Annotated in this window: 15 protein-coding genes and 1 pseudogene; 7 read left to right on the top strand and 9 right to left on the bottom strand. The window is 69.7% G+C overall.

Annotated elements, in window-relative coordinates; all coding sequences use genetic code 11:
* Window position 1 precedes the first annotated feature (1 nt).
* The 4 genes from ACZ6SQ_RS01720 to ACZ6SQ_RS01705 form a co-directional block, all read right to left on the bottom strand.
* Entirely contained in the window at window positions 2–502 is a 501-nt protein-coding gene (locus ACZ6SQ_RS01720) for a hypothetical protein (RefSeq protein WP_469555531.1), read from the bottom strand.
* A gap of 276 nt (window positions 503–778) precedes the next feature.
* Window positions 779–2,584, bottom strand: a complete 1,806-nt coding sequence (locus ACZ6SQ_RS01715; protein WP_469555761.1) for a trypsin-like serine protease — start codon at window positions 2,582–2,584, stop codon at window positions 779–781.
* A gap of 211 nt (window positions 2,585–2,795) precedes the next feature.
* The gene (locus ACZ6SQ_RS01710; RefSeq protein ID WP_469555529.1) at window positions 2,796–3,326 is read right to left on the bottom strand and encodes a GNAT family N-acetyltransferase; all 531 of its coding nucleotides are present in this window, start codon (window positions 3,324–3,326) and stop codon (window positions 2,796–2,798) included.
* Between the two features lie 81 nt (window positions 3,327–3,407).
* Window positions 3,408–4,625, bottom strand: a complete 1,218-nt coding sequence (locus ACZ6SQ_RS01705) for a GNAT family N-acetyltransferase (protein WP_469555527.1) — start codon at window positions 4,623–4,625, stop codon at window positions 3,408–3,410.
* Between the two features lie 81 nt (window positions 4,626–4,706).
* Here ACZ6SQ_RS01705 and ACZ6SQ_RS01700 point away from each other — a divergent pair, with 81 nt between their 5' ends.
* The 4 genes and pseudogenes from ACZ6SQ_RS01700 (at window position 4,707) to ACZ6SQ_RS01685 (ending at window position 8,056) form a co-directional block, all read left to right on the top strand.
* Window positions 4,707–5,489 carry an SCO2525 family SAM-dependent methyltransferase gene (locus ACZ6SQ_RS01700; RefSeq protein WP_469555524.1) on the top strand — a complete coding sequence of 261 codons (783 nt, stop codon included), beginning with the start codon at window positions 4,707–4,709 and terminating at the stop codon, window positions 5,487–5,489.
* Window positions 5,480–5,788, top strand: a pseudogene (locus ACZ6SQ_RS01695) (SCO2524 family protein); the annotation flags it as partial. The gene ACZ6SQ_RS01700 and the pseudogene ACZ6SQ_RS01695, both read left to right, overlap by 10 nt.
* A gap of 338 nt (window positions 5,789–6,126) precedes the next feature.
* Window positions 6,127–7,092, top strand: a complete 966-nt coding sequence (locus tag ACZ6SQ_RS01690; RefSeq protein ID WP_469555521.1) for an SCO2522 family protein — start codon at window positions 6,127–6,129, stop codon at window positions 7,090–7,092.
* Between the two features lies 1 nt (window position 7,093).
* On the top strand, window positions 7,094–8,056 hold the full coding sequence (locus ACZ6SQ_RS01685; protein WP_469555518.1) for an SCO2521 family protein: 963 nt from the start codon (window positions 7,094–7,096) through the stop codon (window positions 8,054–8,056).
* A 113-nt stretch (window positions 8,057–8,169) separates the two neighbouring features.
* Here the strand turns inward: ACZ6SQ_RS01685 and ACZ6SQ_RS01680 are convergent, their stop codons facing one another.
* Both ACZ6SQ_RS01680 and ACZ6SQ_RS01675 read right to left on the bottom strand, forming a co-directional pair.
* On the bottom strand, window positions 8,170–8,736 hold the full coding sequence (locus tag ACZ6SQ_RS01680; RefSeq protein WP_469555515.1) for a DUF4291 domain-containing protein: 567 nt from the start codon (window positions 8,734–8,736) through the stop codon (window positions 8,170–8,172).
* A 196-nt stretch (window positions 8,737–8,932) separates the two neighbouring features.
* Window positions 8,933–10,105 (bottom strand): hypothetical protein, encoded by a 1,173-nt coding sequence (locus ACZ6SQ_RS01675; RefSeq protein ID WP_469555513.1) that lies wholly within the window; start codon window positions 10,103–10,105, stop codon window positions 8,933–8,935.
* 772 nt (window positions 10,106–10,877) lie between these two features.
* Here ACZ6SQ_RS01675 and ACZ6SQ_RS01670 point away from each other — a divergent pair.
* Complete coding sequence (locus ACZ6SQ_RS01670) at window positions 10,878–12,905, top strand: S8 family serine peptidase (RefSeq protein ID WP_469555511.1); 2,028 nt, start codon at window positions 10,878–10,880, stop codon at window positions 12,903–12,905.
* Window positions 12,906–12,917: 12 nt separating this feature from the next.
* On the opposite strand, the gene ACZ6SQ_RS01665 is transcribed toward ACZ6SQ_RS01670, so the two are convergent.
* From ACZ6SQ_RS01665 to ACZ6SQ_RS01655, 3 genes are all read right to left on the bottom strand, one after another.
* On the bottom strand, window positions 12,918–14,138 hold the full coding sequence (locus tag ACZ6SQ_RS01665; protein WP_469555509.1) for a metallophosphoesterase: 1,221 nt from the start codon (window positions 14,136–14,138) through the stop codon (window positions 12,918–12,920).
* A 132-nt stretch (window positions 14,139–14,270) separates the two neighbouring features.
* A complete protein-coding gene (locus ACZ6SQ_RS01660) occupies window positions 14,271–16,010 on the bottom strand; it encodes a caspase, EACC1-associated type (RefSeq protein WP_469555506.1) in 1,740 nt (579 codons plus the stop codon).
* Window positions 16,007–16,369 carry an effector-associated constant component EACC1 gene (locus ACZ6SQ_RS01655; RefSeq protein ID WP_469555504.1) on the bottom strand — a complete coding sequence of 121 codons (363 nt, stop codon included), beginning with the start codon at window positions 16,367–16,369 and terminating at the stop codon, window positions 16,007–16,009. Before ACZ6SQ_RS01655 ends, ACZ6SQ_RS01660 begins: the two co-directional genes overlap by 4 nt.
* Window positions 16,370–16,582: 213 nt before the next feature.
* On the opposite strand from ACZ6SQ_RS01655, the gene ACZ6SQ_RS01650 reads away from it, so the two are divergent.
* Window positions 16,583–17,446, top strand: coding sequence for a hypothetical protein (locus ACZ6SQ_RS01650; RefSeq protein WP_469555501.1), 864 nt, complete (start codon window positions 16,583–16,585; stop codon window positions 17,444–17,446).
* Between the two features lie 388 nt (window positions 17,447–17,834).
* Window positions 17,835–19,115, top strand: coding sequence for an alginate lyase family protein (locus ACZ6SQ_RS01645; RefSeq protein WP_469555499.1), 1,281 nt, complete (start codon window positions 17,835–17,837; stop codon window positions 19,113–19,115).
* Window positions 19,116–19,132 lie beyond the last annotated feature (17 nt).

Below are 19,132 nucleotides of genomic sequence, written 5' to 3'. Positions count from 1 at the left end.
ATCAGGAGGTAGCCAATGAGGCCTGGATCCGACTTACGGTACGCAGGATCTCCTCCCGGTTCTTCGCTCGCTTGAGCCATGCCGGAAGGCGGGCCACCATCGTCATCTTCTGCCCGGTGTCGTACCAGGGCGCGCGCTCCCGCAGCGAGGCCTCGACGAAACGGCGGATCAGGTCGAGGTGTTCGGGGTTGTACGCCCACAACCATCCGTGCCGGGTCTCGGTCTGGAGCCACAGCGGCATACCGAAGTACGGGTCCGTCGCCTGCCGGGCCGTGCCGCGAGACAGCGTCACGGTACGGCCGCTCCACTCCCGTGACAGTCCGCAGCCACGACAGACCATTCGGCGCGCCATGAACAGAGTCCGGCCTCCGGGATCGACGTCATCGGGTGCCGGAACGACACGGGCGACGTTCTCGCAGCCTGGACACTGCACCATGATCGAGCCGAGGAAGTCGTACTCGGTGCTGCGCGGATCCCGGAACCGACTGGTGAACGAGGCCATGCGCAGAGTATGCAACTACCCCGCGGAGCAGTGCATCTCGATTCGACGTCCTACGCTCAGGCCTGCCGATCACCCGATGAGCCGGTCACCCGTTGCGCAGCGACGGCAAGCGGCGGGAGCGGACTGTCCGGCCGGCGGTGTGCGACGCCGAGGGCCTCGGTCTGGTCGAGTGACTCGGGGCCGGAACCGATGACGCGCCGTGCTCGCCCGGGGCTCGGGTGGGCACGGCGCGTCGTGGTGGTGGGTGCCGGGTGTCTGCCCGGCTCACCCGCGGTGTCAGGCGAGGATGTCGTACCCCTTGAAGTAGGTCCCGACCGAGACCCGTGCGGTGAAGAAGGAACCCGTGGAGTTTCCGGTGCCTCGGTAGAGGTAGAGGATGCCGCTGGGTGTGCGGGCCAGGAGGTCGGCGCGGCCGTCGCCGCTGACGTCGCCGACCGTGGCGACCGTGTTGTACGCCGAGCTGCTCCAGGTCGCGATCTTGATCCTGCTGGCGAACGCCCCGGTGCCGGCCTTGCCCGTGCCCTTGTAGAGGTAGACGTAGCCGCTGCTCGCGTTGCGGGCGATGAGGTCGGTGCGGCCGTCGCCGGTGAAGTCGCCGTGACCGCGGATCCAGTCGTACTGGTTCCAGCCGGTGCCGACCTGCACGCGCGCGGCGAAGGTGCCGTTGCCCTTGCCGGGGTAGATCCACAGCGCTCCGGCCGAGTCGACCGACAGCAGGTCGGGCAGGTAGTCGCCGGTGACGTCACCCGGGATCGCCATGCGGGTGCGCGTCTTCCAGTTGTCGGCGAGCAGCTGGGTGATCCAGGTGTCGCGCGACGCGGAGTAGTGCGCCCAGAAGACGTCGCCGTCGCTGCTGCGGCGGTAGACGAGGTCCTGGTAGCCGTCCCGGTCGAGGTCGGCCTGCACGACGGTGTTCACCCCGGCCCAGCTGCCCCAGTTCTCACCGGCAGCGAACGACGTGCCCCGGGAGTACCGGGAGTATCCGGTGCCCGTGGAGGCGCTGCGCAGCCACAGGTCGCCCCGGTGGTCGCCGTCGAAGTTGGTGTCGTCCAGGCGCGGGTAGGCAGCCCCGACGTACGAGGTCACCTTGGTGAAGACGCCGTAGGCGCCGGCGGCGACGCAGTCCACCACACCCCAGGAGACGATGCCGACGATCCGGTTGTTGACGATCAGCGGGCCGCCGGAGTCGCCGTTGCAGGCGGTCGTGGTGCCCGCGTCGCTGCCGGTGGCGGGCGTGCCCGCGCAGACCATGTGGCCCGTGACGAAGTCGGATCCGTAGGCGTTGGCGCAGGTGGTGTCCGACTGGAGGGGCAGCGTGGCCGTCTTCAGCGTCTCGGAGATGTTGTCGTTGGTGGAGCTGGTCCGGCCCCAGCCGTACACCTTGGCGCTGGTGCCGGCGGTGTACGAGGTGGTGTCCCCGGCCGTCGTCATGCGGATCGGGGTCGCCTTGACCGCGTTCGGCAGGGTGAGGACCGCGATGTCGGAGTCGAGCGTGGACGGGACGTACGACGAGTGGTGCCACTGCCGCCATACGCCGCTGATGGCGCCGCCGTGCAGGTCGGTGATGTAGCCCTGGTCGTCGACGGTGGGCAGCTGCGCGGTGCTGGTGATCACCGAGCCGTGGTTGTACCAGTCGTAGCCGGCGACGCAGTGCGCGGCGGTGAGGATCTTGGTCGGCGCGACGACCACTCCGCCGCAGAAGAAGCCGACGTCGTCGGCGGTGTCGGTGGTGCCCTTGTCGTCGCCGTACCAGAGCTGGGCCATCCACGGGGCGGCCGTGATGGTCGTGGTGGTCCCGCCGATGATCTTGGGGTCGATGCCCTGCTCGGTGGTCCCGGCGCTGTACGACGACTTCGCCGACGTCTTCCCGGCCGTGTCGTCACCGGCGATCGCGGTGGCGAGCCGCTGCTCCAGCTCGGCGGCCGAAGGCGCGCTGGTGGCGGGCTTCACGGTGGGCTGCGGCAGCGGCGTCGCCGCCTCGGCGGACGAGGTCAGCAGCGCGGCCGCGACCGCGACGGCGACACCGGCCGCGGAGACGGGCAGGGCGATTCGTATCCGGCGTCTGTGCCGACCGCCGGACATGCTGGTGAACAAGTGGGTCCCCCCAGGGGTCCATGGGTGAAAGAGGGCGTGCTGATACGCCCCTCCTCTCAGCGCCGAGAGGCCCGTTCTTGTCACCCTCGGCCCTGCACGGAACCTGGCAGCATCTCGTCGGCCGACTGCGCGGTCGCGTGGCGGCGCTACGGCCGGCGGGCGGTGGAGACGCCTCGGCCGGGAGCCGGGGGCCCGGGAGTCACAGGGTGAGGGTCATGAGGAGGCGGTGCTCGCCCGGGCCGAAGTAGTCGAGCCTGGGGCCGCCCGGGGACGCTGTGAAGCCGAGGGAGCGGTAGAGCGCGATCGCCGGGTCGTTGGCGGGGTCGACGGCCAGGTTCACCGTGGCGGTGCCCTGACGGCGCAGATGGTCCAGCATCGCCTCCATCAGCAGTCGTCCCCAGCCCTGCCCGTGCAGCGTGGGCGCGACACCGAGGGTCAGGATCCAGGCCTGCGGCCCGCCCGCCCCGGTCGACATGACATAGCCGTGCAGCTCGCCCGAGGAGTCGTCCAGGACGAGCATGTGTTCCTGGAGGGCGTCGAGGAACTGACGCAGGACGAAGTACGGGTAGGGCATGTGGGGGAACACCTCCCCGTCGAGGCTGACGAGCTGCGGCAGGTCCGGCTCCCTCGCGTGCCGGATCCGCAGGTGCCGCTCGGTCGGCTTCAGCTGGTCCAGCAGGGACCGCGCTGACGACGGGGGACGCTCTTCGGGCCGCGGCGGGGGAGGCATACCGACCATCATCGTCCTCGACGGCGGAAAGCGGGCGAACGGCGCCCACGCTGGTGGTTCTTCCGTGGTGGCGGCCCGCGGCTATTCCCTGATCTGCCAGTGCCGGCGCCGGGACGTGCCCGCTTCCGGGCCCCGGCGGAACAGATACAGCCAGGTGCGCGCGGCCAGCGCCGCCGCCAGCGCGGCGGTCCACGGCCAGCTGGTGGCGTCGGCCGCGACCAGGCCGGCGCCCACGAGGGGCGAGACCGTGGTGCACACGATGAGCACCGTATCGGTCGCGCTGCGCCGGAACCGGTGGGCGACGGAGAACTCCGACCGCTCGTACCAGGCTATGCCCAGGCTCAGCAGGCCCGCGAGGACCATGGTCGTCCAGGGATCACCGCTGGCCTGGGCGTAGGTGACGGGCAGTGAGATGAGGAACGGCAGGACTCCGCCGTACTCGGAGATCACGTTGCCCCATTTCATGATCCGCCCGAAGGAGTTGGCGCGGATGCGGGCCAACTCGCCCGCCGCGCTCGCGTAGACCATGAGGGAGAGCACGGTGCTGAACGTCGCGCCGATCAGGAGCAGCCGCACATCGTCCGGGAAGCGGCTGGAGGTGAAGGCGAAACCGAGCAGGAAGGTGATGGCCGCGAGGACGGACCCGGCGAACGCGATGCCCGCCGCGGCCTCCCCGGACTGAAGCGTCGCCGGGTCGTCCTGCTCGAACGAGGTGACCTCGAAGGCCGGTTCACCGCCGAGCGACACCAGCGAGGTCACCGCGTAGTCCGGTGTCGCCAGCGACTCCACCAGCTGCGCCCGCGCGCTCAGCGGCACCAGATGACGGGTGTCGGGGTCGATGTACTCGACGCGCACCTTGTGCTGGTAGTGGAGGCAGATGTCACCGGTGTGCCGGCTGGTGCGCATCACCCGGGTGCCGATGAAGCCGTTCCTGAGGAGCAGTCCCGCCACGGGCAGATCGGCCGCCTCGGCCACGGCCGAGAGCAGCGGTCCCGTGCCCGGCGTCCCGGAGGCCTTCGCGGCCAGCTCCTCCAGAAGCCGGGAGGCGACTCCCCGGCGGCGCAGGGCGTCGCGCACGGCGACGACGGACAGCCGCACATGGCCGGGCGCGGGCATCTCCGCGCTGACGCAGCCGACGAGTTCACCGTCCGACTCGGCCAGGAGCACCAGCCCTCGGTCGATCGACTCGGTGAGGGTCTGTGCGGTGGGGACATCCGAGGCGTGGCACGACTCGGCCAGGAAATCGGCGAGTCGGCTCAGGTCAGCGGGTTGAGCGTCACGCGTGGACCATCCGCTCATCGCGATCGGACCTCCCCCTCGGCCGTGGGCGAATCCTACCGATCATTGCCGCAGCGGTCAGCAGCGCCGATACTTCTCGTCATGACGAGCGATTCGGCTGAGGGTCGGTTAATCCTGAACCGTGATGTGTCGTGGGACTCGTTCGATCCGCAGGCATATCTCGATGCGAATTACCGCCTTCTCCTCCCCGAGGACGCCTGCCTCCTGAGAAGGACGGCCGACCACTTCATCGCCCACCTAGGGTCGGAATCAAATACTCCCCTATCCGGTATCGATGTGGGCAGCGGCCCCAATCTGTACCCCGCGCTCGCCATGCTGCCCTGGTGTGCGGACGTCACGCTGCTGGAGCGCTCCCGGCGCAACCTGAGCCATCTGCGCGACCAGGTGTCCGCGTACGCCCAGCAGTGGGACCAGTTCTGGGACATCCTGTGCGAGCGCCATCCCTATCGCACACTCGCCGGGGAGTCCAGGGAGCGGTTCCGTCGGGCGGCGCGGATCCGGCCCGGTGATCTCTTCGACCTCACGGGGCACGACAAGAAATGGTCCGTCGGCACCATGTTCTTCGTGGCCGACGGAATCACCGGCTCACTCGACGAATTCCGGCGCGGACTGCAATGTTTCCTGCGGGCACTGGCTCCGGGCGCGCCGTTCGCGGCCGCTTTCATGGAGCACTCCGAGGGATATGCGGTGGGCGATCGCCGGTTCCCGGCGTGCGACATCGACAAGTCCGATGTGTACGACGGTCTTTCGCCCTACGCGGACAGTCTCGATGTCGGTGACCTCGGCGAACACCGCCGCGTCAGAGACGGTTACACGGGGATGATTCTCGCGCTCGGCGTCAGGGGGCACCAGCCGTGCAGCTGAAGCCACGTCAGCAACTGCTGGAGATCTGGCAGTCGATCGCCCGCCACTCCTTCACCGACGGCGTCTGGGACTGGGGCGAGGAGGGCGGCCGCAGCAGCGTCGCCGACGCCGAGAGGCTGCTCTGTTTGCTGTACCCCGCCACCGAGATCGCCGAGTTCCGCCTCGACGACGCGGACACCACCCAGGACGACGTGGAGCGGGCGCTCGGGCCCGCCCTCGAACTGCCCGGCCGGCTCCTGGACGCCCTCGACACGTTCGTGGAGCGCCACCTGACCGACGACGGCCCCTCCTTCGCCGGTGCAGCACTCGGCCACGACCCGGCCGCGCTGTCCGGAGCGATCCGCTTCGTCCGGACCGCCGTGCCGGACCCGTCGTCACCGATGTGGTCACAGGTCCGCCCCGCCCAGATCGCCTGGATGATCGAACGCCACCGCCGGCTGGAGGAGATGGCCGCCCGGCTCGGCATCGGCAGGTCCCGCGTGGTGGCGTCCGTCCCGCTGGAGCCCGTCCTGCAATGGCGCGAACAGCTCATCACCGACGAGGACGTCCTCGACACCGGCATAGCCAACCTCGAGACCTGGCAGGCGCCGGGCGGACTCGCGCGACGGCTGGGCGACGACACGCACTGGGAGCAGCCGTGACCGATCCCTCCTATCGCGAGACCGGCGCCGAACCGCGCACCGAATCTGTGCCCTTCTCCCATCTCTCCCTGGAACTGGGCCACTTGTACATGGAGGACTTCACCGAGGGCCCCGACCGGCTGCGCCGCCACTTCGCCGCCGTACGCCCCTGGGCGGACGCGGCCCGCGGGGCGCTCGACACCCGCCATCCCCGGATCAGCACCTGCTTCCTCGTCGACGACTACTTCAGCAGGCTCGCCACCCCGACCGAGCTGATCCCGCCGCTGCTGACAGCCGCCGAGGAGGCGGGGCTGACCATCGACTACCTCGCCCGGGAGTCGGGCTGCGCCGCACCCGACGCCGCGCGGCGCGGCGGAGCGCCGCTCGCCGAGTGCGTTCTGGACCGGCTGGTGGAGTCCCCTCCGCCCGGCACGACCGGGTACCGCCCGCCCGTGGGCCGCACCGGCTGGCTCAGCAACGGCCGGCGCAGCCCCTCCCGGCGCTTCACCGCGGCCCTCGACACCGACGACCGCTGGCGGCCGCCGGCGGAGACCCTCGCCCGCGGCCACTCGGTCTTCATGGACGTCGAGCTGTTCGACCGAGCCGAGGACCGGCGCACGTGGTCCTGCGCCTTCCTTGCCGCCGTGTGGCAGCTGGTCCGCCTCGGCCTGTTGCGCGACAGCGGCCGTGCAGTCCTGACCCCCGTCCCCTGGGACACCGGCACCTTCCCTGCCGACTGGGACGCCCTGCCACCCGTGATCCGCCTCCAGCCGTCGGCGCAGCCCTTCACCGCCTACGGCACGTGCAGTGTGCTGCCCGCCCGCTTCCTGCCCGTCGAGCACGCCGTACGGGTCGTGCTGGACCAGGTGCAGATCGACCTCGAGGCCCTCGACCAGGTGGCCCGGCGCTCCGAGGCCGAGCGGCACACCGTGCCCGCGGGCGTCGTCGAGCGAATCTCCTACGTCTTCCCGCCGGGACTGTGACATGGGCGGCCCGCCGACGGCCCCGCCCGCGGTCCTGCTGTGCGGAGAGGTGCGCACCGGTCTGCTGGCCGCCCGGGACGCGGTCGACGAGCGCACCGCCGCCCGGCTGCTGCGGCTGCGCGCCGACGAACGCGTACGGCTCTCCCGGCGCCCCGTGCGCCACGCGGTCTCCCCGGACGTCCTCACCGGCGTCGACTGCCGACTGCCCGCCGTCGGCGCCCGGATCCGCGCGGTGGGTACAGTCGCCGCCCGGGCGGTACTGGTCGAGGGCCGGGTCCTGCAGACGACGGCCCACTTCCGGCTGCCGTCGGCCGGCGACGACCGGCGCCGGCCCTGGGGGCACTACCTCGAGCGGCCCGGTCTCCTCGTGCCCGTCGGCCGCTTCCGCGTCGGCGCGGTCGCCGACGGCCACCTGGTCGGCCGCCGCCCCGACGAACTGGACGCCGGCGCGATCGCCGAGGCCCTGGCGGCCCGGATCTCCAGGCGTCGCGAGCTGGACCACGACCCGCCGCTGCGCACCCCGGTCACCGTCCTGCGCTGGTGCGCGCAGCCCGCCACCGAGGGCACGGGACCCTCGCTGAGCCTCACCGTGGACGACCGGCTGCGCACCCTGCGGCTCCGCATCCCCGGAGACCTCGCGCCGGCCGGCGTCGCCGCGTTCTGCGAGGACCTCGCCCTGCACGACTGGCTGCTGACCACCGTGAGCGACCGCCTCGACGGACTGCGCCCGGCCACCGCCGACGACACGGCCCTCCTCGCGACCCTGCGCCCCCTCGTCGACCACCTGCTGCACCTGTGGCTGCCGAGCGCCCGCCTCGACTCCACCCTGGCGCCCCTGTGGGACGTGCTGGAGGACACCACAGGCTTCACCCGACAGTGGGAGACCCTCGCCCAGCGCATCCGGGACCAACTGGCGATGAGGGCTCTGACGGGACGGACGACGGCTGAAGGAACCCACCGATGACCGAGAAGCCGCCGTTGCCGGTCCCCGCACCTGGAGGCCGCTGATGCCGGTCCCGGCGTGCGTCGGCGCCACACCGACCGCATGCCTCGTGCGTCGGCAGAAGTGTTCGCCTGTCATCTCCCCGTGGAAAGGCGGCTTTCCAGGGCCCGTGGCAGTGGATACACCCGCTCTGCGGGAAACAGCCGCTGGGCCTTGGCGGCGTGCCCGGTCTGCGTCAGCGCCGCGGCTTTGCGCACCTGGGGCGTGAGGTCCGTGAGGCTGACGATCCAGTCGTCGGTGAAGGTGCGGATCAGACCGCGACCGATGCCGACCTGGATGCTGTAGTGGTTCAGTGCCGCTCCCCGCGAGGACCGTTCCGGGTCCCACTGGACATGTACGGCCGCCCGGGCCACAGCTGCCGGATCCGCAGTCGTGAGCACAGCCCGGGACAGTGCCTCCTCCCAGCCCTCCCGGGACATCCGCACCGCGAGAACGCGCTCCTGGCCCGGTTTGCGGGCCCAGTTGCTGCGGTGCATGAGCCACAGGAACGAGGGCTTGATCCAGGTCATCCGGTGAAAGGAGAACGGCTCGACGAAACGGCCCGCACGCAGCGCCGCGTCGGCTATGGCGGGCGCGTACGCCTGGTAGACCACGATGGTGTCGGCGTCGTAGGCGGCGCGAATCTGGTACTGGGGTGCCATGCGCGGCACCCTGCCATCCGCTCGACGCGCATCGCGAACCCTTTTCGCGCCTCGGCCGGAGCGAACGCGCCTGTCGTCGCCGCATGTTGACGGCTGCTGCGATATCGGCCACCTCGTAGCGGGTTCCTACGGGGAATACGCGTTGTCACACCCCACCCGCCTGGGCCGGGTGGGGTGTGAGCGTGTTGGTGCAAAGCTATGAGGACAGTCCTCCGGGGCCGGCGGTGAGGACGTTGCCTCGGATCGTGGTGTCGCCGCCGTTCACCATGTCCGCCCACGACACGAAGACTCTGTCCGGAGTGTCGTTGCCGAACACGGCTGCGGCACTCAGGTGGAATCGGTTGCCGTCGGTGCCGGAGCTGGTCTGAACCTTGGGCCCGATCTCGAGCTGAGTGTCCGAGCAGAGCTGTGACATCACCGTAGGCACGGTCTGGAAGGTGTCCGCGCTCTTCTCCACCCAGGCGAGGACGAAGCGACCGCCCGGGAGTGCTGTCAGCGCCGGAGAGGTCCGGTTGAAATGCTTGGGCGAGCCCGCGGAAGCGCTGGTGACGACGCTACCCTCACCCGCCGGGTCGATGACAGTGGCCACCGCGGTGGTCTGGGGGACGCCGAGGTCGCTGTCGACCGTCGACTTGATGTGCGCGGCGACGAAGCGCCCGTTGTCGAGAGCCGTCAGTGCGCTCCGCCCTGCCAGCCCCCCGACGTTGGGACGTCTCTCCCCGGTCCTGGGCGTTCCGTCGAAGTGGAACACTCGGTAGATGAGCCCGCCGCCGCCCACCGGTTCGCCGTTCGTCCAGGCGACGACGTAGTCCCCATCGCTCAGCAGGCTGACGGCCGCGTTGCGGTGGAAGGCCGCGGTGGTGTTCACGGCGATCTCCACGCCCTTCTTCAGCCCCTCGGGGGAGAAGCGCTGCGCGCGGATGCGCTGGTTGTCCCCGGCGCCGGTCCAGGTGACCAGGCAGCCGCCGTCGACCATACGGGTGACCGTCGGCGCGAAGGTGGGGTCGATGTCGCCGGTACTGACCTTGACCGGCGGGCCGGAGGGCTGCCCGCCGAAGAACCGTCGCAGCACGACGACAGGGGTGGGCGGGGGCAGGTTGAACGGCTTCTCGATCCACGTCGCGAAGGTGCTCATGCCGACGGAGTCCAGGAACGGCCACTGTCGGTTCGTATTGCCGGCCGCGGTCCCGTCGCTGGCGAGAAACTCCGTACCGACCTTCGCCCCGGCGGAGTCGACCCGCTGCCCCTTGATACCGGCGTCAGAGTCGTCCGCCCAGAGCGCCGTGAACAGGGCGTTGCTGTTCAGCGCGTCAGCACAGGGCTGTGACTGGCCACCGACGACAGACGTGTTCACCATGAAGTCACCCATGATCGTCCTCCTCTGTTCCAGCGCACCTGCGGTACCGGTACCGCATTGGCCGGCGCAGCCACGACACATTGCGTCGGCGACCGCGAATCTACGTGGCCGCTTCGCTCAAGCACTCAATTGATCTGCGAAATTGACCATTGGTGCAGAATGCCAGGCGTGAAATGTTCAGCCTGGCTGATTGCAGGTGAGTTCAGAATCCTGCTCATGGCCTGAAATTATGCTCCGGGAAATCGCAGGCTGTGTCGTGGGCGGTCGTGGGCCGTTTTCGGTCACTGTGTTTCCGGTCGCCAGGTTCCAAGATATGGCCCCGCCGTCAGCGCGGCGTTACTCCGCCGTCACCACGGCCCAAAGCGCTGAGCCAGTTCGCCGACCGCCGTACCACCGGCCTCCCGGACGGCGGGCAACGGTTGCTGAACAGGTCGACCGGGACGCCGACAGGGTCTGCGCCGAGGTCATAGACCCCTATAACCGCGGCTGCGGTATTGATCGGTTTCATGGTTTCCGCAACCGATTTAGGGCCCGGGGAAGGTGCGTCAGCGGTCCGACAGTGTAATGGTGGAAAGGGGATACGTCGCGTGAGAGGGCGACTCTTGAGGTCGCGACCCTGAATGGGAAAGGGCGTGATATCAGCGCCTGCGGACTCCGAGCTGACTGACGATCAGAGCAGGGCGGCTCCTGACGCGCGGGTGCCTGCACAAGGAAAGTGGCGGCGGTCATCACGACCGCCCGACGTGCACCTTCTCCATCGCTACGCACCCTCCAGGAGTCCGGCATGTCCCGTATCACGATCAATGGCGTCACGGTGGACCCGCTGGCCCAGGCCGGTGAGCTGGCCACCGCCTCGCTGGTGTCGGAGGACGCGACCGCGTCCAACTATCTGCTCGTTCAGACCACACATCCGCCCACAGCCGAGGAGAAGGAACAACTCGCGTCGCTCGGGGTGGTGATCCACGAGTATGTTCCGGACGACACCTACCTGTGCGGCTTCCGGCCCACGGATCTGGACGCCGTACGCGCCCTGCCCTTCGTGGCCTGGGCGGACGTGTACTTCGAGGGCTTCAAGATCGCCCAGTCGCTCCGGCCGAGGCGTCTGAGCACGGGCATCGCAGAGCTGGCCGGGCCGATGGACGACGCGAATCCGGCCCCCCGCACCGTCGACATCGTCCTGCACGACGACGTCAACGTGAGCGCCGCCGGGCTGCGGGACCGGGTCGCGACGGCAGCCGGTGGCAGCGACGGCGACGTACGGCCCGACCGCGGCAAGATCCGCATGACGGTCCGGGAGGAGGACCTGTCGGCCGTGGCCGCGCTCGACGAGGTGAAGGAGATCGAGGAAGTCCCCGAGCGAGTGCTGTACAACACCGTCGCGACGAAGGTCATGAACGCCCATGTGTCCCTGAACGGGGCGAAGTTCCGGGGCAAGGGCCAGGTCGTGTGTGTCGCCGACACCGGGTTCGACAAGGGGTCCACCACCAATGTGCACCCCGCCTTCACCGGCCGGGTCGAGCGGCTCGTCGCCCTCGGGCGTACGAGCCCCGCGAACGCGGACGACCCCGACGGGCACGGCACCCATGTGGCGGGCTCGGTGCTCGGTGACGGGACGTCGGAGTCGATGGGCCGCGTCACCGGTACGGCCCCCGAGGCGAGGCTGGTGCTCCAGTCCGTGATGGACGAGAGCGGCCGGCTCACCGGTATCCCGTCCAACCTGCTCGATCTGTTCGAGCCGCCCTTTGCCGAGGACGGGGCGCGCATCCACACCAACTCGTGGGGCCCCAACATTCCCGGGCTGCCCTACAACTCGGCCGCGAGGGAAGCCGATCAGATGGTCTGGGACAACAAGGAGTTCGTCATCCTCTTCGCGGCGGGCAACGACGGTGAGGACCGGGACGGGGACGGTCGGATCAACCTCAGGTCCGTCAGCGGGGAGACCGGGGCCAAGAACATCATCATCGTGGGGGCGAGCGAGGGCGACCGTCCCGACATCTCCAAGAGGTACGACCAGCTTCGAGGCGGATTGGCCCGGTTCCCCGCTCCACCGATCCGCGGCGACAAGATGGCGGACAACCCCGCCGGGATGGCGGCCTTCAGCAGCCGTGGCCCCACCCAGGAAGGCCGGATCGCACCGACCGTCGTCGGCTGCGGTACGGCGATCCTGTCGACGCGCTCCCGGCTGGCGCAGGATCTCCAGAACTTCGGCGCCTCCACGGATCCGGCGTACATGTTCGAAAGCGGCACCAGCATGGCCACCCCACTGGTCGCGGGCTGTGTGGCGGTGCTGCGCGAGACACTGCTGAAGAACGGGACGCTCGAACCGAGCGCGGCGCTAGTCAAGGCCATGCTGGTCAACGGCGCCGACGAGCTGAAGGGCCAGTACGTCCCGAGCGAGGCGGGTCCTTCCCCCAACAACAACTCCGGCTTCGGCATCGTCAACCTCCAGCGTGCCGTGGTCCTGCCGACCGACGCCGGCCGGGCGGGCTTCACCGACGCCGAGGAGCTGGTCCAGGGAGAGGAGCGGGCGTTCCACATCACCATCCCGGAAGGGGCGACCCGCCTGAAGGTCACCCTCGTCTGGACCGACCCTCCTGGCAAGGCTCTGCAGAACGACCTCGACCTGATCGTCCGAACCGGTGGCCAGGAACGCCACGGCAACATGGGCACCGGTTCAGGGTTCGACCGTGTCAACAACGTCGAGCAGGTCAACTGGGAGGACGTACCGGCCGGGGAAGCGGAAGTCGTCGTCAGAGCCTTCCGGATCACCCAGTTCGCCCAGCCCTACGCCGTCGCCTGGCGCATTCTCTGACGGATACCCCTGCTACGGCGAGTTGGGCACGTGCGGTGAACGGAGCACGAGCAGGGTGATCTCGCTGGGGGCGAAGACGCGGAACGGCGGGCCCCAGAAGCCGGTGCCGCGGCTGGTGTAGAGGAGTGTGCGGGTGCCGTGGTGGCTGAGTCCGGCGACGGCGGGCTGGTCGATGCGGACCAGGTGGTGGAAGGGCCAGATCTGGCCGCCGTGGGTGTGGCCGGAGAGCTGGAGGTCGATGCCTTCGGCCGCCGCCCGGTCGACGAACTTGGGCTGGTGCGCCAGGAGCAGGACGGGGAGGTCGGGGTCGGCGCCGTTCAAGGCTCCGGCGAGGTGGGCGCGGTGGCCTGCCAGGCCGGAGGACTCGGCGGTGACATCGTCCACGCCGGCGACCACGAGGGTGTCGCCCCCGCGTTCGAGCAGCAGGTGGCGGTTGCGCAGCGGCTCCCAGCCCAGCTCGTCCATCAGGTCGACCCAGCCCTGTGCCTCGCTGTAGTACTCGTGGTTGCCGGTGACGTATACACGGGCCCGGGTGGCCCGGACGGTACCGAGCGGGGCGGCCTGGGCGCGGCGGCGTTCGGCCGTGCCGTCCGCGATGTCGCCGGTGTGGCAGACCAGGTCGGCCTCCAGCGTGTTCACCGTCTCGCACACCCGTGCCGACCAGTGGGCGCGGTCGAGTGGGCCGTAGTGCGTGTCGGTGATGAGCGCGACGCGGGTGCCGTCCAACCCGGCTCCCAGCCGCGGGAGTTGTACGTCGAGTCGGCGCACGCGCGGTACCCGGCGGGCCTCGGCGTACCCCCAGCCGAGCAGTACGGCGGTCACGCCGAGGACGGCCCAGGTGACGATGCGGGCCCGGTCCTGACCCTCGCCGACTCCGGCCACGGTCAGGGCGAGCCGCAGCAGGACGCCGAGCAGCACGGACCAGGTGAACAGAATCCAGCTGCCGCCCAGCAGGGTGTCACCGACGATCGCCGCCCGGTCCTGCTGCCGTCGGCCGTGGCCACGTGCCATGGCGAGTGGCATACCGATGAGGCCGAGGGCGAACAGGGCGGTGCCGGCCAGCGTGACGGGCAGTGGCCAGTGCTGGCCGCCGTACAGGAGCACCCAGCAGGGCACCGTCCAGAGCAGGACGGGGGCGATCAGGGGGATGTAGCGCATCACGCGGCGCAGTCGGCCCTGCTGCGGCGCTTGATCTTCCCCTTCGGCGGGCCGGGTGTTGCTGGTGTCGGTCACGCTTCCCCTCCCTGACCGGGCTGCTGTCTCACGCACTGTAGCCGGTCGCCCTCGGGCCGCCCGGACGAGAGCTCATGGGGACGGCCCCCTTCCGGCGCAGGGACGCAGGCCTGTCGGCCGGCCGCCATCCGATCACCGATGAGCCGGGGGGCCGGTTCGTACCGGGCTCCAGAGCCGTATCGCGGCGTCATTGGTGACAAGGGTGCCGTCGGGCAGGTATCCCAGCCGTTGCACCCGGTACCTGTGGCCGGACAGGGGCGGTGCGGCGGGGCGGCTCGTCGCCGGATCCCAGAACCGCACCTTGGTGTCGCCGCCGGCCGTGGCCAGCACGCGCCCGTCGGGGGAGAACGCCAGGTCCGTCACCTCGCCGCCGGGGTGGGTGAGCGGGAATCCGATGGGCCTGCCGGTGTCCCGGGACCACAGTCGTGCGGTCCTGTCGATGCCGGCGGTGGCGAGCCGACTGCCGTCGGGGGAGAACGTCACCAGGAACACTTCGTGCTGGTGACCGGTGATCGGGTCGCCGACGGGCTGGTGCGATGTGCGGTCCCACAGGCGGACGGATCGGTTACCTGCCGTGGCCAGCAGCGTGCCGTCCGGGGAGTAAGTGACGCACCGATTGCTGTGAACCGTGTCGGCGACGAGTTCGCCACGCTCCAGACAGGTGGCCGGGTTCCACAAACGGATTGTCCCACTGCGGTTGGTGGTGGCGAGCTCGGTGCCGTCCGGCGAGAACGCCACTGCGAACACATAACCGTTGTGCTCGGTGATCGGGTCGCCGGCCGGGCGTTGCGTCGATGTCCTCCAGAGCCGCACCGTACTGTCGAGGCTCGACGTGGCGAGCAGTGTGCCGTCGGGCGAGAACGCCATGTCCAGCACCTTGTCGGTGTGACCGATGAGGGGTTCGCCGATCTCCTCGCAGGTTGCCGGATCCCACATCCGCACTGTCCCGTCGTCATGGCCGACGGCGAGGAGGCTTCCGTCCGGGGAGACCGCGTGTGTCGCGGCCTCGCTCGTCTGGCCGTGGAGAGTCCGGCTCACGTCGAACAGCCCGGTCGGACGGTCGACCGGTTGCGTTGACGGCGGCGCCGGGTGGCCGGCTTCCGGAGGGAGACTGCCGGTGGTGGTGGATGGCCGCTCGAAGACCTTCGTATGGTTGCGGGCGAGTGCCACCTGATGGCCACTGTTGCGGTTGCGGGCCTGGGGAACAGGATGCCCCCGGGCCGCCATGGTCTTGCGCAGATGCCGGTAGAGCACACCGAGATCCAGAAGTCCGGGACCGCCGGGTATGCCGTGCCGCAGGGTGTCGAGCAGGGCACCGGTGAAGGCAGTGTGGGCCGCCCCTGCGGGGGCCAGGGCGGTGCGGGTCTCGGCTGCGGCGGCCATCAGGAAACTGCCTTCCACATCGGCCTGGTCGGCAAGGCCGTTGCCGGGGCTCATCCGCCCCAGGGCCAGTCCGCTGTAACAGCAGTCCAGGATGACCACATGCCGCTCGGCTCGGGAGTCCAGCAGGAGCACTTGACGCAGCCAGTCATAGGGCAGAGCGGTCTCGACGCGGCCGGACTCGGTGTGCGGCAGCGCCAGGCACAGCTGATCGGCTCCGTCGACCAGGCCGTGCCCGGCGTAGTAGAGGAGGAGCGTGTCCGAGGCCTCGGCGGCCGCCCGTCTCACGGCGCCCACCACGGTATGCGCGGCTTCCGGATTGTCCAGGACGCTCACGTTCCGGCGGGGCAGATGCAGTGTCAGGGGGTCACACAGAAGGTCTGCGAGACCTTCGAGGTTGTTCGACACGGCCGGCAGCGATTCGAGGTGCTGATAGCGGTCGACGCCCACGAGCACCGCCCGCGACGCCGCGGGATCGGGCAGCACGCTCACCGGCCGTCTCCCTCATCATCGTCACGGGCGGTGTCGAGCATCCGGATCGCCCGTTCGATCTCCTCCTCGGAGCACTCGGTGAGGACGATGGCGGTATCTCCCCGCCGGATCTCCACCCTCGGCCGCTGGTGTCGCGTTCGTCGCCATGCCACCACGGCCAGGACGAACGACGCGGCGCTCCATCCATTTCCCGTCACCAGTTGCAGTACGTCGAGCTCCGTGCCCATCTCCCCCGGGCCCGGTACGCCGCCGCGCAGTTCCGCACTGGTCGAACGGCGTATGGCGGGATCGGCACGTAACCACTTGTGCAGTGCGGCCAGTTCCCCGGCATCCTGCCCGACTCGCACCTCGAGTCTCATCCGCGTCCATTCCCTTCCCGGCCCGCCTCGCGACACACGAAACCTGCCACAAGCCTGCCAGTCCCGGGGCTGCTGTGTTCGCCAAAGGTCAAACCACGAAGGGCTGTTGATGGCCGGCTGAGACCCGCCGCCGTGCCGCTACTCTGAACTCATCTGTGCGGTTCGTCGCCGCCGGACAGGGCTGGGGGCCGCACCGAGGCTGGGGGGCGAACGGTGGACTGGTTGCTGACCGACAGCGAGGGGATCGTGGCGTGCTGGCTGCTGATCTTCGCTGTGTGCAACGGGCTGCGCGGCGTGTACTGCTGGTTCCGGGACAGCGGCCAGCGGCGGATCGTTGATGAACTGGTCGTCGGGGACCTGCATCCGGTGCGGGCCTCGTATCTGCTCGGGGGAATGGCCGAAGCGGCGGAGACCGCGGTCTGCGTGCTCGTCGACGACGGTGTACTGAAGGTCTCCTCCACCGGTGAGCTGCGGTCCACTCACCGAGGCAGGAAGCAGACGGATCCGGCCCTGCGCGCCCTGGCGGAGGAGATCCGCAGCACGTCGGCCGATGCGACGACGAAGCTGTACGAGATCGTGGACGAGGCTCGCTTCGCCCGGTTCAGGGAGCTTGTCGAGCGAGAGTCGCCCGCCGTGCGTATGACCGCGTCGGGGAGGAGCCTGACGCTCATGCTGGCCGCTTCGATGGCGACCGCGTTCGGCATGGGCATGCACGGCGGGCTGGCCGAAGCGCCCGTGCCGTTCGTACCCGGGGCCGACAGGGCGGTATGGCTCTACATCAGCGGGGCGGCCTGGATGGTGCAGTGGGGAGCGGCGTGCCTGTGGCCGTCGGACAAACGGCGCCGCTGGAAGATCCTCGACGCGTACTGCAGGGACGAGACGGAGTTCGCGCGTGCGGTGCTGCCCGATGGCACACGGCAGAGGATCGCGCTGAGCCGGGAGCGGCCGAAGCCGCCGCCCCCGGCCCCGCGGGCCCGCAACCGCGCCCGTACCTGGAGCGATGCCGGCGGTGACACCGTCGACGTGGACTCCTGCGGCAGTTGCGGAGGGTGCGGCGGCGGGTGCGGAGGAGAGTGACTCGGGCCGTGGACTCGGAAGAGGAGACTCGACTGCCGCGGTCAACCTCTCTGCCGCACCGGCGGCTTCGGCGTCACCGGCCGTCGGACGCGGTCTGAAGTCGCCGGTGGACAGTCATACCGCGCCGCGCACCGACGTCCTGCCGCAGCAGGTCCGGCGGTTCCTTTCCCGGGCCTTAAGAGTTCCCTAACGCGACCTCTGCGGCTTGACCCCGACATTTGGTCCAGGCCAATGTGCTTGCGTGTCCATGGAGGGATCAAGGAGCCGAGGCGGCGGTCCCGCGGACACTGCCCGAGGTGTGCCTTCCCGAAGACGGTCCGTCCCAGCCCCACTTGGCGCCGCACTGCAGGGCACCCGTATCAGGATCGACTGCTTCGCGGAGGCATTGATGAGTGACGCGCGTCATGGCATAGACGGCATCGAGGAACGAAGCCGTGGGAGGCACAGCAGGCGCCGACGGCTCTCGGTGACCGTCGGGTCGGCCGTCCTCGCCTTCGCGCTCGGGGCTCTCACACTCCCTTCCCTGCTGCCCGAGAACGCCGAAGCGGCCGGCCCCCAGCCCTCCGCGGTGGCGAAGGATTCCTTCGAGCACCCCGGAGTACTGCTGAGCGAGGGGCAGTTGGACTTCGTACGAGGGAAGGTGAAGGCCGGAGCGGAGCCGTGGAAGTCCGCGTACGACGCCATGCGCAAGAGTAAGTACGCGTCGTTGTCCTGGACTCCGAAGCCGCGGGCAACCGTCGAGTGCGGACCCAGGTCCAGCCCCAATCACGGATGCTCCGACGAGCGTGGGGATGCGCTCGCGGCCTACACCCACGCCCTGCTCTGGAACCTCACCAAGGACCGTCGCCATGCCACCCAGGCCATCAAGATCATGGACGCCTGGTCCGCTGTGATCAAGGAGCACACGAACCACAACGCACCCCTCCAGACAGGCTGGGCCGGTGCGTCCTTCGCCCGCGCCGGCGAGCTGATGAAGCACACGTACACCGGCTGGCCGAGCGCGCGGCAGAGCCGCTTCGCCACCATGCTGCGCAAGGTGTACCTGCCCATGGTGATCCAGGGGCGGCCGAACGCCAACGGCAACTGGGAGCTCGTCATGATGGACGCCGCCACCGGGATCTCGGTCTTCCTCGATGACCGGGCCTCGTTCGACAGGGCGGTCGCCGTCTGGCGCAAGCGGGTGCCCGCGTACATCTACGTCAAGAGCGACGGACCGCTGCCGAAGACCCCGGCGGGCAGCAGCAAGGACACCCGGAAAGAGCTGATCGACTACTGGCAGGGCCAGTCCACGTTCGTCGACGGCCTGGCCCAGGAGACCTGCCGGGACTTCGGTCACACCGGCTGGGGCTTCGCCGCCGCGGCTCATGTCGCGGAGACCGCTCGGATCCAGGGCCTCGACCTCTACTCCGAGGCGGCGGTCCGGATGACCAAGGCGCTGGAGTTCCACGCCGCCTACGAACTCGGCGAAACCGTGCCGTCCTGGCTCTGCGAGGGCTCGATCAAGCGTGGCATCGGCTCCGTACTGGAGGTCGCCTACAACCACTACGCGGGCCGGGAGGGAATCAGTCTTCCCAGGACCAAGCGGCTGATCGAGAGCAGGCAACGCCCCAGCGGCGCGGACTACTTCCTCGCCTGGGAGACGCTGACGCACGCCGACAACCCCCGATGAAGGGTCGCACCTGACGC

The organism is Streptomyces sp. NPDC048600 (assembly GCF_055587025.1).
Note: the sequence above shows the minus strand (reverse complement) of the source record. Positions and strands in the feature narration are given on the sequence as shown.